Source organism: Pseudomonas sp. MONT-RG-20F-20-E-7-02, from assembly GCF_022662395.1.
Classification (GTDB): Bacteria; Pseudomonadota; Gammaproteobacteria; order Pseudomonadales; family Pseudomonadaceae; genus Aquipseudomonas.
The window spans coordinates 691057-707403 of the sequence record NZ_JAKNQN010000001.1 but is presented as its reverse complement, the minus strand read 5'-3'; the positions used below and the strand labels follow the sequence as shown (position 1 = coordinate 707403).

Below are 16347 nucleotides of genomic sequence, written 5' to 3'. Positions count from 1 at the left end.
AGCAACTCAAAGAGCTAACAACAGTAAGCAATCCATGGATTCCTGTGTGGTCAGCTATAGTAGGTGGTTTGATTGCGACAATACCAGCGACCATAGGTGCTTTGTTCAGGTCACACTCAACACGCAAATCAGTTCAAATATCGATACAAGTTGAAATTGTAAACATAGCTTCGATGATTAGAAAACGAGACTATCTGAACCACCTTAAACTGATACGATCTCAACTTACGGAGATCAACAATTAGATTGCAAGCACCCACAATGACGACGAGACTTACCCGTCCGAAGTAACCCAAACATATGTTGTAACCGTTGCAAGTGATTATTGTAAAATCTACAAGGCAAACCTAGACAAGCTTGGGATGATAGAAAGCAAAAAACTATATAAAATTGTAAATTTTTACAGTCTAATAGAATCAGTTATTTTAGATGCAAAGCTAGAAGGCACACTCGGCTCTAGGGGCTCAGTTGAGGACTATAGTGAAGTCATCCTATTTCTTGAAGACGCTTTGAAATTAGCTGATGAACTCAGCACTCAAACAACGTGAGTTTCCCCTAGAAATTCAGCAGCACCATTGCATATATAAGCACCCCACCCCGCCCCCCTGCCCCACCCCTAGAGAGACACCCCCGCCAGCCCTACAGCAGCACACAGAGCGTTCAGGATTCACCACAGAGCGTAGGGCGTTGAGCGTGGCCGACAGGCGTACCCGCCTCACAGCAGGCACATAGCTCAGTTGGTTAGAAGCCTGCCCTTGCGAGGCACGAGCAACGGGCAAGGGAGTGAGCCTGCGAACGTACCACCACCTAGACAAGATAGTGAACGAGCCATGTATATCAATGGGTTAGATGGAGCCGTTCACAAATCTGAGTGTGAACAGAGGCAGGCATGAATCCACGTTCACATTGCCTTGTGTGAACGAAGCCTATAATTTGTGAACGTTTTCTTAGGCAAAGAAAAAGGGGAACCCTTTCGGATTCCCCTTCACACCGCCCAGCAGAGCGGATTTTGTTTGGTAGGCGCGATTGGACTCGAACCAACGACCCCCACCATGTCAAGGTGGTGCTCTAACCAACTGAGCTACGTGCCTGCTGTGAGGCGGCATTCTACGGAATTCCGGAGGGGTGTCAACATCTTTTTTGCACCTAACCCTATGAATATGCGAATTATTTATTTGCGACGGGTACACCCGGGATTTTCGGGTGGCTGGCAGGCAATTTTTAACTCAGGTAGGATCTGGGCACTCGTAAAAAATATAAAACAGAGGTTCCAGGATGGCGAACACCCCCTACCCCCAGTCGTATTACGCCGCGTCCGCGAATGCGGTTCCGCCTCGCCCGGTGCTGCAAGGCGAAGTCGAAACCGATGTGTGCGTGATTGGCGCCGGCTACACCGGCCTTTCCAGCGCGCTGTTTCTGCTGGAAAACGGTTTTCGCGTCACCGTGCTGGAAGCTGCCAAGGTGGGGTTTGGCGCATCAGGCCGTAATGGTGGGCAGATCGTCAACAGCTACAGCCGCGATATAGACGTGATCGAGCGCAGTGTCGGTCCCAAGCAGGCGCAGTTGCTGGGGCAAATGGCATTTGAGGGCGGCAAGATCATTCGCGAGCGGGTGGCCAAGTATCAGATCCAGTGCGATTTGAAGGACGGCGGTGTGTTCGCTGCTCTCAACAGCAAGCACATGGGCCACATGGAGTCGCAGAAGCGCCTGTGGGAACGTTATGGCCATACGCAGCTTGAGTTGCTGGATGAGCGTCGCATCCGCGAAGTGGTGGCCTGTGACAACTACGTCGGTGGCCTGCTGGACATGAGCGGCGGGCACATTCATCCGCTCAACCTGGCGCTGGGCGAAGCGGCTGCCGTGGAATCCCTGGGCGGCACGATCTACGAGCAATCCGCAGCAGCGCGCATTGAGCGCGGCGCCAACCCGGTGGTGCACACTGCCGAAGGCAAGGTCAGGGCCAAGTTCATCATCGTCGCGGGGAACGCCTACCTGGGCAACCTGGTGCCGGAGCTCGCAGCCAAATCGATGCCGTGCGGCACGCAGGTCATCACCACGTCACCGCTGGGCGATGAGCTGGCCAAGACGCTGCTGCCGCAGGATTACTGCGTCGAAGACTGCAACTACCTGCTCGACTACTACCGCCTCACCAGCGACAAGCGCCTGATTTTCGGCGGCGGCGTGGTATATGGCGCGCGCGACCCGGCGAACATTGAGGCGATCATCCGTCCGAAGATGCTCAAGGCCTTCCCGCAGCTCAAGGATGTGAAAATCGATTACGCCTGGACCGGCAATTTCCTGCTGACCCTGTCGCGCCTGCCACAGGTTGGCCGACTGGGCGACAACATCTATTACTCGCAAGGCTGCAGCGGCCACGGCGTGACGTACACGCACCTGGCAGGCAAGGTACTGGCGGAGGCGTTAAGAGGCCAGGCAGAGCGTTTTGATGCGTTTGCCGACCTGCCGCACTACCCGTTCCCGGGCGGGCAACTCTTGCGCACGCCATTTGCCGCGCTGGGCGCGTGGTATTACGGGTTGCGAGATAAGTTGGGGTTCTGACCACAATCTAATTGTGGGAGCGGGCTTGCTCGCTCCCACATAAAGCCAAATCGCAGAAACAAAAAACCCCGGTCTTTCGACCAGGGTCATTGCTATCGGATCAAAGTAAACCTGAGGCTTTCTTTGTGCTTCAAGGCGTTCAGTGGGCCTTAAGGCAGATATGGCGCAGCGGACGGGACTCGAACCCGCGACCCCCGGCGTGACAGGCCGGTATTCTAACCGACTGAACTACCGCTGCGTATCGCTTGACCAGTTGAGCGTAAACCCTCAACCGTCTTTAAACATCTGATCGATCAGCCTTGGCTGTTCAATCTCAAGCCCGACATGTCGAACCTGGAAAATATGGCGCAGCGGACGGGACTCGAACCCGCGACCCCCGGCGTGACAGGCCGGTATTCTAACCGACTGAACTACCGCTGCGCGTCGGTGCAACCTTTAACGTTGCGTCTTGCCCTAAGGCAAAACTCTCAAGAAGTGGTGGGTGATGACGGGATCGAACCGCCGACCCTCTGCTTGTAAGGCAGATGCTCTCCCAGCTGAGCTAATCACCCTTTGCTTCGTTGAGGCCGCGAAATTTACGCAGGTAGCGGACCTAAGTCAATAGCCTGCTTGAAGTTTTTCTGAAAAAGACAAAATGGCTTCAAGACGGCTATCCGCCCTACTCGCTGTAAATCATCTTCTTGCTCATGCCACCGTCCACCACGAACTCCTGCCCGGTGACAAACCCCGCCTGACGCGACAGCAGCCACGCCACCATCGCCGCCACGTCCTCAACCGTGCCCACCCTGCCCGCCGGATGCTGGGCATGGTCGGCATCGGTCAACGGCTCGGCACGCCGCGCGGCAGGATCCCGCGCATCGATCCAGCCAGGGCTCACGGCATTCACCCGCACCTCCGGCCCCAGGCTCATGGCCAATGCGTGCGTCAGCGCCAGCAGGCCGCCCTTGCTCGCGGCATAGGCCTCGGTGTCGGGCTCCGACTGACGCGCCCGGGTCGACGCCAGGTTGACGATGGCACCGCCATGGGCACGCAGGTACGGCGCACAGTGCTTGGCCAGCAGCATCGGCCCACTGAGGTTCACCGCCAGCACGCGGTTCCAGTACGCCAGATCGAGGCTTTCCAGAGTGATATTGCGCGGGTCGGCCACGGCCGCATTGCACACCAACGCATCCAAACGCCCGAATTGCCCCAGCACCTCGGCAACGCCTTGGGCGACTTGTTTCTCATCGGCCACGTCCATGGTGATAAACCAGGCGTTGTCGCCCAGCACCTTGGACACCTTGGAACCGCGCTCGCGGTCCAGGTCGGTCAACACCACCTGCCAGCCTTCGCTGATCAGCCACGCAGCAATTCCAAGGCCAATGCCCCGCGCGGCGCCGGTGACCAGTGCGACGCGGCCGTTACCGACCGCTGCAGCTTCCATGGACCACTCGATCACAAGGCCGCCAGCCCGCGGGCCAGGTCGGCCTGCAAGTCAGCCACATCTTCCAGGCCCACCGCGATGCGGATCAGGCTGTCACGGATGCCGGCCGCTTCACGCTCTTGCGGCGCCAGACGGCCGTGGGACGTAGTGCTCGGGTGGGTGATGGTGGTCTTGCTGTCACCCAGGTTGGCAGTGATGGAAATCAGGCGCGTCGCATCGATAAAGCGCCAGGCGCCCTCTTTGCCGCCCTTCACTTCAAAGCTGACCACGGCGCCGAAACCGCGCTGCTGGCGCTGGGCCAACGCGTGTTGCGGATGGCTCTTGAGGCCGGCGTAGTGGACCTTCTCGATACCATCCTGCTGCTCCAGCCACTCGGCCAGTGCCTGGGCGTTGGCGCAATGGGCTTTCATCCGCAGGCTGAGGGTTTCCAGGCCTTTGAGGAAGATCCAGGCATTGAACGGGCTCAGGGTCGGGCCGGCAGTGCGCAGGAAACCCACCACTTCTTTCATTTGTTCGCTACGCCCGGCAACCACACCGCCCATGCAACGGCCCTGGCCGTCGATGAACTTGGTGGCCGAGTGCACAACAATGTCAGCGCCCAGCTTCAACGGTTGCTGCAATGCAGGCGTGCAGAAGCAGTTGTCGACCACCAGCATCGCACCCTTGGCGTGCGCCACTTCAGACAATGCGGCGATATCCACCAATTCGGCCAACGGGTTGGACGGCGATTCTACGAACAACAGCTTGGTATTGGCCTTGATCGCCGCATCCCAGCCGGACAGGTCCGCCAGGGGCACGTAGTCCACTTCAATACCGAAGCGCTTGAAATACTTCTCGAACAAGCTGATGGTCGAACCGAACACGCTGCGCGATACCAGCACGTGGTCGCCAGCGCTGCACAGGCTCATGACCACCGCGAGGATGGCGGCCATGCCGGTTGCCGTGGCCACCGCCTGCTCAGCGCCTTCCAGTGCCGCGATGCGCTCTTCGAATGCACGCACGGTCGGGTTGGTATAGCGCGAATAGACGTTGCCCGGCACTTCACCGGCAAAGCGCGCGGCGGCATCGGCGGCGGTGCGGAACACATAGCTGGAGGTGAAGAACATCGGGTCACCGTGTTCACCTTCCGGGGTGCGGTGCTGGCCGGCGCGCACAGCCAGGGTATCGAAAGCTACGCCATCGAGGTCGCTGTCCAAGCGACCGGCATCCCATTCCTGACTCATGCTGCGACTCCTTACTCAATTCTTTATTTAAGATACAAAACCGGCCCCTCAGGGCCGGTGTTTACTCAGTTGTTGTACAGGTCGATGATCGCGCTGACCGCCTGGGTCTTGATCTTCGACGAGTCATTACGCGCCTGCTCGATCTTGTTCAGGTAAGCCTCGTCGACATCACCGGTCACGTATTTGCCGTCGAACACCGCGCAGTCGAACTGCTCGATCTTGATCTTGCCACCGCCCACCGCTTCGATCAGGTCAGGCAGGTCCTGATAGATCAGCCAGTCGGCGCCGATCAGGTCGGCCACGTCCTGGGTGGAACGGTTGTGAGCGATCAGTTCGTGAGCGCTCGGCATGTCGATACCGTACACGTTCGGGTAACGCACGGCAGGTGCTGCGGAACAGAAATACACGTTCTTCGCACCGGCTTCGCGGGCCATCTGGATGATCTGCTTGCACGTGGTGCCACGCACGATGGAGTCGTCCACCAGCATCACGTTCTTGCCGCGGAATTCCAGCTCGATGGCGTTGAGCTTCTGGCGTACCGACTTCTTGCGCGCCGCCTGGCCCGGCATGATGAAGGTACGGCCGATGTAACGGTTTTTTACGAAGCCTTCGCGGAACTTGACGCCCAAGTGGTTGGCCAGTTCCAGCGCGGCGGTACGGCTGGTGTCCGGAATCGGGATCACCACGTCGATGTCGTGCTCAGGACGTTCACGCAGGATCTTCTCGGCGAGCTTCTCACCCATGCGCAGACGCGCCTTGTACACCGAAACGCCGTCGATGATCGAATCAGGACGCGCCAGGTAGACGTGTTCGAAGATGCACGGGGTAAGTTTCGGCGCCACCGCGCACTGGCGGGTGTGCAGCTTGCCATCTTCGGTGATGTACACCGCTTCGCCCGGCGCGAGGTCGCGAATCAGGGTGAAGCCCAGCACGTCCAGGGACACGCTTTCGGAGGCGATCATGTACTCGACGCCTTCGTCGGTGTGACGCTGGCCGAACACGATCGGGCGGATGCCGTGCGGGTCACGGAAACCAACGATGCCATAACCGGTGACCATGGCCACGACCGCGTAACCACCGACGCAACGGTTGTGCACGTCAGTCACGGCAGCGAAAACGTCTTCTTCGGTCGGCTGCAGCTTGCCGCGCTGGGCCAGCTCGTGAGCGAACACGTTGAGCAGCACTTCCGAGTCGGAACTGGTGTTGACGTGGCGCAGGTCAGATTCGTAAATCTCCTTGGCCAGCTGTTCAACGTTGGTCAGGTTACCGTTATGCGCCAGGGTGATGCCGTAAGGCGAGTTGACGTAGAACGGCTGAGCTTCGGCCGATGTCGAGCTACCGGCAGTCGGGTAACGCACATGGCCAATACCCATGTGCCCGACGAGGCGCTGCATGTGACGCTGATGGAACACGTCACGTACAAGGCCATTGTCCTTGCGCAGGAATAACCGGCCGTCGTGGCTGGTCACAATACCGGCAGCGTCCTGGCCGCGGTGCTGGAGGACGGTTAGCGCGTCATACAGCGCCTGATTCACGTTCGACTTACCGACGATACCGACGATGCCACACATGCGACGCAACCCCTACTTAATGAATCTTGACTGAACACAACTTACTGAGGCGTTTTGGCCGGTAAGAGGTGCTCCTTGAACGGAAGATCAGCGGGTACGCTGATTCCGCTGGCCAGCCACTGACTGCTCCACCCCAAAATGAGGTTTTTGGACCAGTCTGCAACCAATAGAAATTTTGGCACGAGTACCGACTCCTGCCACCACGAATCCTGCTGTACCGGCCCCAGGCTCAACAGCCCGACCGCCACAACCACCAGCAAGCCGCCACGCGCGGCGCCGAAGGCCATGCCGAGAAATCGATCGGTCCCGGAGAGGCCGGTGACACGTATCAACTCGCCAATAAGATAATTGACCATTGCTCCCACCAGCAGCGTGGCGATGAACATGATGGCGCAGCCCGCAATGACGCGAGCCGAAGGTGTTTCGATGTACCCGGCCAGGTAAACCGACAGTGAACCACCGAACATCCAGGCTACGACTCCTGCGATGATCCAGGTCAGCAACGACAGTGCTTCTTTTACGAAGCCGCGGCTTAGACTGATCAAAGCGGAGATGGCGACGATTGCAACGATCGCCCAATCAACCCAGGTAAATGGCACAGTGCAGCCTACGTACGGATAAGGCGGCGCATTTTAGCAGAGCGTCGGGCTATCGGTAAGCTGTGATTGCGGGTGCTTTGCAAATCAATGGGTTGTGCAGAGTGAACGCCCTTTCAAGACCACCAAAAACCACTGTGGGAGCTGGCTTGCCTGCGATGAGGCAGGCCCATTCAACATCACTGTTGACTGAGCCACCGCTATCGCAGGCAAGCCAGCTCCCACATTTGGCCTGTATTCCAGCCAGAGCTGGCGGTTACTCAACCGCGCTCAGGCTGGAAACGCACCACAAACCCATTCAGGTTCTGCTGGCGACCCAGCAAATCCCGCAGGCGATCCGCCTCGGCGCGCTCGATCAGCGGCCCGATAAATACGCGGTTCTTGCCATCGGCACTGCGGATATAGGCGTTATAACCTTGAGTGCGCAGCTTTTTCTGCAAGGCTTCGGCGCTTTCGCGATTGGCCAGGCTGGCAAGCTGGATCGACCAAGTGATCGGCAAGCCGTTCGGGTCGATGCGGCTTTGGCCCACGTCCGGCTTGCCTGGCGCGGCAGGCTGCGGCGCGACCGGCTTGGGCGCAGGCGCTGGCGCAGCAGGCTTGGCAGCCACAACTGGCGCAGCTGGAGCCGGCTTGACCACCGGAACACTCGGCTGCACGGGCTGAGTCGGCGCCTGTTGCTGGGCGACTTCCTCGTCGGCCGGCACTGGCTCTTGCGGCAACGCCTGCGGCTCAGGCACCACCACCGGCTCAATCTGAACATGAGGCACCGTTGGCGCCTGGGGCGCAGCGGGCGCCTCGACGACTACCTGGCGCTGCTCGTCCTGGCGGGAAAACAGCATCGGCAGAAAAATCACCGCCAACGCCACCAACACCAGGGCTCCAACCATTCGCTGCTTGTATGCGCTATCCAGTAATGCCATGTGCAGCTTCCTCCGTGGAGCGCCGGGCCAACCACTCTAGCGCCTCGGCAACACAATAAAATGATCCGAACAACAGAATCTCGTCCTCGGCCGTGGCCACCGCACATTGGGCTTCAAGTGCGGCGGTGACGCTTGCATACGACGCCACCGCTGCACCAAGGTTCTGCAAGGCCACTTCCAACTCGGCGGCCGGGCGGCTGCGCGGCGTGTCCAGCGGCGCAACGGCCCATGATTGGACATCGCCGAGCAACGGCGCAACCACGCCGTCCAGGTCTTTATCGGCCAGCAGCCCGAACACCGCCAGGCGACGCCCGGCCGGAGGCGTACGCGACAGGCGTTGCGCCAGGTATTCGGCGGCGTGAGGGTTGTGCCCCACATCCAGCAGCAGGTTCAGGCGCTTGCCCTCCCACTCGAAGGTGCGACGATCCAGACGCCCCACCACCCGAGTCGCCAGCAAGGTGGCAGCAATCTGCTCGGCCTGCCAGGGCAGATCCAGCAACAGATAGGCTTGCAGCGCGAGCGCAGCGTTCTCCATCGGCAGGTTCAGCAGCGGCAGGTCGCGCAATTCGACCACCTGGCCACGTGCATCACGCCCGCGCCATTGCCAATGCTGAGTGCCGATTTCCAGATTGAATTCACGACCACGCAGGAAAAACGCGCAATCCAGCTCACGCACCTTGTCGAGCAAGGGTTGCGGCGGGTCCAGGTCACCACACAGCGCAGGCTTGCCCTGGCGGAAGATCCCGGCCTTTTCATAGGCCACCGACTCACGGGTGTTGCCCAGATAGTCAGCGTGGTCAACGCCAATGCTGGTGACCAGCGCCATGTCGGCATCCACGACGTTGACCGTGTCCAGACGCCCACCCAGGCCGACTTCGAGGACGACCACGTCCAATTGCGCACGCTCGAACAACCAGAACGCCGCCAGGGTGCCCATCTCGAAATAAGTCAGGGAAATCTCGCCGCGCCCCACATCCAGGGCGGCGAAGGCTTCGCAGAGTTGCTCGTCTGTGGCTTCGACGCCATTGAGCTGCACCCGCTCGTTATAACGCAGCAGGTGCGGGGAATTGTAGACGCCCACTTTCAGCCCTTGGGCCTGCAGCAGCGCCGCGACAAAGGCACAGGTAGAGCCTTTGCCGTTGGTGCCGGTCACCGTGATCACGCGCGGCGCCGGCCGGCCCAACCCAAGGCGGGCCGCTACCTGTTGCGAGCGCTCCAGGCCCATGTCGATGGCTGACGGATGCAACTGCTCAAGGTAGGCGAGCCATTCGCCAAGGGTACGTTGGGTCATAGGTTTGCAGGCACCGGCGGCACGACGATCGGCTCGATTTTAGGCGCGACGTACACAGGTGTCGGCAGGCCCATCATTTGCGCCAGCAGGCTACCCAGGCGTGGGCGCAGCTCGCCACGGGCGATGATCATGTCAATTGCACCGTGCTCCAGCAGGAACTCGCTGCGCTGGAAGCCTTCCGGCAGTTTTTCGCGCACGGTCTGCTCGATCACGCGCGGGCCGGCAAAGCCGATCAGGGCTTTTGGCTCGCCGACGATCACGTCACCCAGCATTGCCAGGCTGGCGGAAACGCCGCCGTAGACCGGGTCGGTCAGCACGGAGATGAACGGGATACCTTCTTCGCGCAGACGCGCCAGTACCGCGGAGGTCTTGGCCATTTGCATCAGGGAAATCAAGGCTTCCTGCATGCGCGCGCCACCGGAGGCGGCGAAGCAGATCATCGGGCAACGGTTTTCCAGGGCGTAGTTGGCGGCACGTACAAAACGCTCACCGACGATGGCGCCCATGGAGCCGCCCATAAAGGAGAACTCAAACGCCGACACCACCACTGGCATGCCCAGCAGCTTGCCGCTGACGGAAATCAGCGCGTCTTTCTCGCCGGTCTGCTTCTGCGCAGCGGTGAGGCGGTCCTTGTACTTCTTGCCGTCGCGGAACTTGAGACGGTCAACCGGCTCCAGGTCAGCGCCCAGCTCGGCGCGGCCATCGGCGTCAAGGAAGATGTCGATGCGGGCGCGGGCGCCGATACGCATGTGGTGGTTGCACTTGGGGCAAACGTCCAGGGTCTTTTCCAGCTCGGGGCGGTACAGCACCGCGTCGCAGGATGGGCACTTGTGCCACAGACCTTCAGGAACCGAGCTTTTCTTCACCTCGGAACGCATGATCGAAGGGATCAGTTTGTCTACTAACCAGTTGCTCATGCTTTCTTTCTCCAGTACCGGTGGCTTGAACACAGCCCCGCGTATGCCCTTGAGCTAAATTCATATGTGGCGATGACACAGGCTGGACGGGGTCAGACGTTCGACCGGCCATTTCCTGCCTGTATCCTCAGCCTTCCAGACAACCTGCCAGCGCAGGGTTGCCACTTCATTTCCGGGCCTCCCGCAGGCGGCGCCGGTGCTGTTTTACACAGTGGTAGTTACTGACGGCGGCAGACTGCCAGCCGTCACATCGCACCGCTGCTGTTGCGCACGGCCTGCATGAATGCGCGAATCTTGTGGTGATCCTTGATGCCCTTGCCCTGCTCCACCCCACCACTGACGTCCACGGCATAGGGCCTGACCTGCTCGATGGCCGCCCCGACATTCGTGGGGGTGAGCCCACCCGCCAGGATGATCGGCTTGCTCAGCCCCTCGGGAATCAACGACCAGTCAAACGCCTCGCCCGTGCCACCGGGAACACCTTCGACATAGGTGTCCAGCAGAATCCCGCGAGCGCCAGTGTAGGCCGCGCACGCGGCGGCGATGTCATCCCCAGCCTTGACGCGCAACGCCTTGATATACGGGCGTTGATAGCTTTCACATTCGTCAGGGCTTTCGTCACCGTGAAACTGCAGCATGTCGAGCTGTACGGCATCCAGGGTTTCGTTGAGTTCACAGCGGCTGGCGTTGACGAACAAGCCTACGGTAGTCACGAACGGCGGCAGCGCGGCGATGATCGCCCGTGCCTGCAGCACATTCACCGCCCGCGGGCTCTTGGCATAGAACACGAAACCAATCGCATCCGCCCCCGCCTCGACTGCCGCCAGCGCGTCTTCTATGCGGGTAATCCCGCAAATCTTGCTGCGAACGGCTGGCATGTCGTAAAAACCTCAGGGGTTGAACCGAGAAAGTCCCGGATGGTAACAAAAGCTTTTCCGGGCGTCAGCCGCCAAGTTCGCTGAAACCTGTGAGGAAGTGTGGCCCGATGAAGCGATCCGGCAATTCGAACTCGTCGCGGTACTCCACATCCACCAGGTACAGGCCGAACGGATGCGCGGTAACGCCGCCGGTACGGCGAATGCGGCTTTCCAGCACTTCCCTGGCCCACTCCACCGGCCGTTCGCCGGTGCCGATGGTCATCAACACGCCAGCAATGTTGCGCACCATATGGTGCAGGAAGGCCCCGGCACGGATATCCAGCACGATCATTTTGCCGTGACGGGTCACCCGCAGGTGATGGACTTCCTTGATCGGCGACTTGGCCTGGCACTGGCCGGCACGGAAGGCACTGAAGTCATGCACGCCGACCAAATGCTGCGCGGCCTCAGCCATGCGCTCGGCATCCAGTGGGCGGTGGTTCCAGGTGATTTCTTGATTGAGGTGCGCCGGTCGGATTTGATCGTTGTAGATCACGTAGCGGTAGCGACGGGCGATGGCCTTGAAGCGCGCATGAAAATGCGCGGGCATGACCTTGGCCCAGGTGACACTGACGTCATGGGGCAAATTGATATTGGCGCCCATCACCCAGGCTTTCATCGTGCGCTCGGCCTGAGTGTCAAAGTGCACTACCTGGCCACAGGCATGCACACCGGCGTCGGTACGCCCGGCACACATCAGCGACACCGGCGAGTCGGCGACCTTCGACAGCGCGTTTTCGAGGGTTTCCTGCACGGTCAGCACGCCGGAAGCCTGGCGCTGCCAGCCACGGTAGCGCGAGCCTTTGTATTCCACGCCCAGGGCGATGCGGTTAAAGCCTGCGGCCGCCATTTCGGCGGCCGCGTTATCTATATTTGCCAAGAACTGAGAGCCCGATGAGTTGCGCAAAGGCGGCCATTATAAAGGCGGCAGCCGTAGGTGGGGCGCTTTTGTTGTGGCCATGTGAAGGCCAGCTCCCACATTGGTTCTGCGTTGCACCTTTAGATCTTGCCGAGCATTTCCTTGGCTTCGCCACGCTGGGTTTCGTCGCCTTCGGTCAGCACTTCGGACAGGATGTCCCGCGCGCCGTCTGTATCACCCATGTCGATGTAGGCCTGGGCCAGGTCCAGCTTGGTGGCGACCTCATCGGTGCCGGAGAGGAAGTCGAATTCCGGTTCATCAGCGCCCAACGCTGCATCTTCAGCGGTGAAGGAAGGCTCGATTGGCGGATGTTCCAGGCTCTGGGACAGACGATCCAGCTCGGCATTGACGTCGTCCAGCTCGGAGGCGAAGGCATCCGGCTTGGCCGACGCCGGCGCGGCCGGTTCTTCCGCCAGGGACAGGTCGAAGTCCTCCGGCAAGTCGAAATCATCCAGCGCGGCAGGCGTGAGGGTCGGCGGCTCAACCGGCGGCACGTCCTTCATCTGCTCTTCAAGGCCCGAGAGGAAGTCGTCGTCAGAGTGCGTGGAAGACGGCGCTTCCAACTGCAGGTCCAGATCGAAGTCCGACAGGTCATCCGGGCTGGCCTTGGCTTCGGTCTGGCGCTGAAGGACAGACTCAAAGCTCGGCTCATCTTCCGGGCGAACCACGGCAGGCGAAGCTGCTTCCAGATCGTCCAGGCTCAGGTCGAAATCGGTGTCGAAGGCATCGGGTTCCGCCACTGGCGCGGCCGGTTTGTCTTCTAGCAAGTCCTTGACGTATTGCGCGTCCAGCGCTGCAGCGGCGACAGCGGCACTGACGCCCGCCGCTAACACGGCCATGGCCGGGAAGCGGCTTTTGAGCTGCTCGACCTGGGCATGGTTTTCACCATTGGCCACCAGTTGACGCTCCTGGGAAACGAACCCGTCTTTGTCGCCTTGCAGGCCGTACACTTCCATCAGTTTCAAACGCAGGTCGCTGCGCTTTGGCTCATGCTTGATGGCCTGCTGAAGGACGTCGGCCGCCTGGTTCAGGTGACCGCGATCAATATGGGATTGGGCTTGCGCCAGCGCATCGCTGGAATTCTGCGGGGCCACGGCAGCGGCCAGTGGCGACAACACGGAAGCGACCGACGGCACCACGACCGGCTCAGCAACCGCAGCCGGGGCAGGTGCGGCCGCCAACTTGACGTTCGGCGGCGCCACTTCGAGGCCTTCGAAGCTGTCCGCTGGCAAGTCGTGATCAATGTTCGGCGAAAATGGCGGCTCTTCAGCCAGCGCCCGCGCCATACGCAGGTGCTTTTCCTCTTCAAGGCGCGCATTGCGATGACGCGCCCACAGCAACAGGAGCAGCAACACCAGCAAGCCGGCAGCACCGCCGATCACGCCGAGAACAATCGGATTGGTCAGCAGATCGTTGAATTTACCTTCGGTGGTGCTGGCAGGCGCGGCCTCTGGCGTGACCGGCTCGGGCGCAGGCGCCACCACGGCAGGCGCCGCCGCGTCGGAGGCAGGCGCGGTGGTCGCAGGCTCACCTGCCAACTGTGCGGGCATTGCCGCCGTTGCCGGGCTTCCGTTCGCCGCCTGCAGTTTGGCCAGCTGATCGTTTTTCAGTTGAATCAGCTTCTGCAATTTATCCAACTGGCTTTGCAGGTCCGCCGCCCGGCTTTTCAGCTCAGCATTGTCGCGGCGCGTGGTATCCAATTCTTCCTGGGTCATCGCCAGCTTGTCGCTCAGCGCATTACTGTCACCGACCTTGCCCTTCGCGCCTTTCCTGGCGGATTCGGCCGAGACCAGGCTCAAGTTGTCCTTGGCATTGGTGCTCGACGGCGCATCGCCGGCCTGGGTGCGCTTGGTCGCATCCAACTGCTGCTTGCCCGCGGCCTGGTTATTCGCGGTGCGACGCCCCTCGCGCCAGGCGTTGTTTTGCGCGGTCACTTCGGCAATCGCCTCGGGCTGCGGCAAACTGGTGGCTTGCTGGCGATCCGGAAGGCGCAGAACCTGGCCGGTTTTCAGGCGGTTGATATTGCCGTCGATAAACGCGTCAGGGTTGAGCGCCTGGATAGCCAGCATGGTTTGCTGGACCGAAGCCCCGTTGCGATTCTTCGCGGCAATTTCCCACAAGGTATCGCGCGAGGTCGTGGTGTGCTGGGCAGGCTTGCCGACAGTGGGCGCCGTGCTGGCAGGCGCGTTTTTAGTCGGCGCACTCAAGCGCGGTGCCGGCGCGGCAGCGGTCGGCGCCGGTTGCTCGAACTTGGCCGGGTCGAGCAGCACGCTGTAGTCGCGCATCAGGCGACCATTGGGCCATTGCACCTGCAACAGGAAACGGACGTAGGAATCGGGCAGCGGCTTGCTGGACGTAACGCGCACCACACTGCGCCCGCTCGGGTTGACCACCGGGGTAAACGTCAGGTCATTGAGGAACGCCTGGCGATCCACGCCCGCGTCCACAAACGCCTGGTCAGACGCCAGGCTCGGGGTAATCTCGGAAGCCGTGAGGCCACCGACATCGAGCAATTCGATTTCCACCGACAACGGCTGGTTCAACTTCGACTTGAGGGTCATCTCCCCAAGCTGCAGCGCCTGCGCCATACCGGAGGACAGCGCCGAGGCGGCCGCTATTGCTAACACCAGTTTGCGAACTTGAACCATAGCCTCATCCTTTGTTTGAACACTCCCCGGCCTGCGAGAAGGTTGGTAACCGCTGCCATAAGGCATGGCGAGCCGATAGGTTACCGACGCGCTTCTGTTCCGCTTGGGGCCAAGCATAGCGCTTGGCTAGAATCAATCTACAAATTGGCGCCAAGTATCTTTTACGCAAGGCCTTTTATCAACAACTGCGCCAGTTGCACTGCGTTGAGTGCCGCGCCTTTGCGTACGTTATCTGACGTCAGCCACAGATTTAGTTCCGCCGGGTCGTCCACGCCCGCACGCACTCGGCCGACGTAGACTACATCCTGACCGACCGCATCCCCAACGGCCGTGGGGTAGTCGCCCTCTTCCACCAGCTCGATACCCGGCGCCGCCTCGAGTGCGCGGTTGACCGCAACGAGGTCGACCGGCGCGCCCAACTGCAATGACACAGTCAGGCTATCGCCAAAAAACACTGGGGCTTGAACGCAGGTTGCGGAAATCTTTAGCAAAGGCTTTTCCAGCACTGCGCGCAGTTCGTGTACGAGACGTTTCTCCAAGGCTGTATGACCTTGGGCGTCTGGTGTGCCGACTTGTGCCAGCAAGTTGAAGGCCATTTGCCGATCAAAGAACTTTGGCTCCAGCGGGCGCACGTTTAACAACTCGGCAGTCTGCCGAGCCAGCTCGCTGACGGCCTCGCGGCCCTGGGCAGACACAGCCAGGTTGGCTGTAACGCTGACGCGCTGGATGTCCAGCAACCCGCGCAACGGCGCCAGGACCACCGCCAGGTTGGTCGCGGATGGGCTTGGGCTGCCCAGCTGGAAGGGTTTTTTCAGCCCCTTGAGAATGTGCGCATTGGCTTCCGGCACCACTTGGGGGGCCTGATCGGCCGGCAAGGCGCCCGACAGGTCGATCACCGAGCAACCCGCCGCCGTGGCGCGCGGGGCGAAACTCAGGGTGACCGCCGGGCCGGCCGCGAAGAAGGCCAACTGGGCTTTTTTGAAGTCGAACTCATCGACTTCCTTGACCCGCACGTTCTTGCCGCGAAACGGCACTGAGGCGCCGGCCGAGTTACTGCCCGCCAGCAGGTACAGGGTGCCGACCGGGAAATCCAGCTCTTCGAGAATCTGCACCAGGGTTTCACCCACGGTGCCGGTGGCGCCGATCACGGCGATTTCAAAGGTCTGGGTCATGGTGGCTGCCTCGGGCATTGCGGGGGGAGCGGCACTTTACCGGGTGGCTGGGGGTGAGGCAATTAACCTTGGGATCGCTGATCGTTCCCACGCTCTGCGTGGGAATGCAGCCAGGGACGCTCCGCGTCCAAAAAGCGGACGCAGAGCGTCCAGCGAGGCATTCCCACGCAGAGCGCGGGAACGATCATAAG

Annotated in this window: 12 protein-coding genes and 4 tRNA genes; 1 reads left to right on the top strand and 15 read right to left on the bottom strand. The window is 60.7% G+C overall.

The window, feature by feature from the left end; all coding sequences use genetic code 11:
* Nucleotides 1–1014 precede the first annotated feature (1014 nt).
* A tRNA-Val gene (locus tag L8I05_RS03195) sits at nt 1015–1091 on the bottom strand.
* 184 nt (nt 1092–1275) lie between these two features.
* Here L8I05_RS03195 and L8I05_RS03190 point away from each other — a divergent pair.
* On the top strand, nt 1276–2559 hold the full coding sequence (locus L8I05_RS03190) for an FAD-binding oxidoreductase (RefSeq protein WP_242167171.1): 1284 nt from the start codon (nt 1276–1278) through the stop codon (nt 2557–2559).
* Nucleotides 2560–2720: 161 nt separating this feature from the next.
* Here the strand turns inward: L8I05_RS03190 and L8I05_RS03185 are convergent.
* The 14 genes from L8I05_RS03185 to L8I05_RS03120 form a co-directional block, all read right to left on the bottom strand.
* Nucleotides 2721–2797: transfer RNA gene (locus L8I05_RS03185), tRNA-Asp, on the bottom strand.
* Nucleotides 2798–2902: 105 nt separating this feature from the next.
* A tRNA-Asp gene (locus L8I05_RS03180) sits at nt 2903–2979 on the bottom strand.
* 55 nt (nt 2980–3034) lie between these two features.
* Nucleotides 3035–3110 (bottom strand) — tRNA-Val (locus tag L8I05_RS03175).
* A gap of 107 nt (nt 3111–3217) precedes the next feature.
* Nucleotides 3218–3982: an SDR family oxidoreductase gene (locus L8I05_RS03170; protein WP_078827012.1), complete on the bottom strand. Its 765-nt coding sequence runs from the start codon at nt 3980–3982 to the stop codon at nt 3218–3220.
* A gap of 11 nt (nt 3983–3993) precedes the next feature.
* Nucleotides 3994–5205, bottom strand: a complete 1212-nt coding sequence (locus L8I05_RS03165) for an O-succinylhomoserine sulfhydrylase (RefSeq protein ID WP_034116862.1) — start codon at nt 5203–5205, stop codon at nt 3994–3996.
* A gap of 65 nt (nt 5206–5270) precedes the next feature.
* The gene (gene purF / locus L8I05_RS03160) at nt 5271–6776 is read right to left on the bottom strand and encodes an amidophosphoribosyltransferase (RefSeq protein WP_058426877.1); all 1506 of its coding nucleotides are present in this window, start codon (nt 6774–6776) and stop codon (nt 5271–5273) included.
* A 41-nt stretch (nt 6777–6817) separates the two neighbouring features.
* Nucleotides 6818–7375: a CvpA family protein gene (locus tag L8I05_RS03155; protein WP_003212681.1), complete on the bottom strand. Its 558-nt coding sequence runs from the start codon at nt 7373–7375 to the stop codon at nt 6818–6820.
* A gap of 257 nt (nt 7376–7632) precedes the next feature.
* The gene (locus L8I05_RS03150; RefSeq protein ID WP_242167170.1) at nt 7633–8292 is read right to left on the bottom strand and encodes an SPOR domain-containing protein; all 660 of its coding nucleotides are present in this window, start codon (nt 8290–8292) and stop codon (nt 7633–7635) included.
* Nucleotides 8276–9583, bottom strand: coding sequence for a bifunctional tetrahydrofolate synthase/dihydrofolate synthase (folC, locus tag L8I05_RS03145; protein ID WP_242167169.1), 1308 nt, complete (start codon nt 9581–9583; stop codon nt 8276–8278). Before folC ends, L8I05_RS03150 begins: the two co-directional genes overlap by 17 nt.
* A complete protein-coding gene (accD, locus tag L8I05_RS03140; RefSeq protein ID WP_159958180.1) occupies nt 9580–10500 on the bottom strand; it encodes an acetyl-CoA carboxylase, carboxyltransferase subunit beta in 921 nt (306 codons plus the stop codon). The genes folC and accD overlap by 4 nt, the downstream gene beginning before the upstream one ends.
* 245 nt (nt 10501–10745) lie before the next feature.
* Nucleotides 10746–11378: a phosphoribosylanthranilate isomerase gene (locus L8I05_RS03135; protein WP_242167168.1), complete on the bottom strand. Its 633-nt coding sequence runs from the start codon at nt 11376–11378 to the stop codon at nt 10746–10748.
* Between the two features lie 64 nt (nt 11379–11442).
* A complete protein-coding gene (truA, locus tag L8I05_RS03130; protein WP_159961557.1) occupies nt 11443–12267 on the bottom strand; it encodes a tRNA pseudouridine(38-40) synthase TruA in 825 nt (274 codons plus the stop codon).
* A 149-nt stretch (nt 12268–12416) separates the two neighbouring features.
* Nucleotides 12417–14984 (bottom strand): FimV/HubP family polar landmark protein, encoded by a 2568-nt coding sequence (locus L8I05_RS03125; RefSeq protein ID WP_242167167.1) that lies wholly within the window; start codon nt 14982–14984, stop codon nt 12417–12419.
* A 161-nt stretch (nt 14985–15145) separates the two neighbouring features.
* Nucleotides 15146–16156, bottom strand: a complete 1011-nt coding sequence (locus L8I05_RS03120; protein ID WP_177017526.1) for an aspartate-semialdehyde dehydrogenase — start codon at nt 16154–16156, stop codon at nt 15146–15148.
* Nucleotides 16157–16347 lie beyond the last annotated feature (191 nt).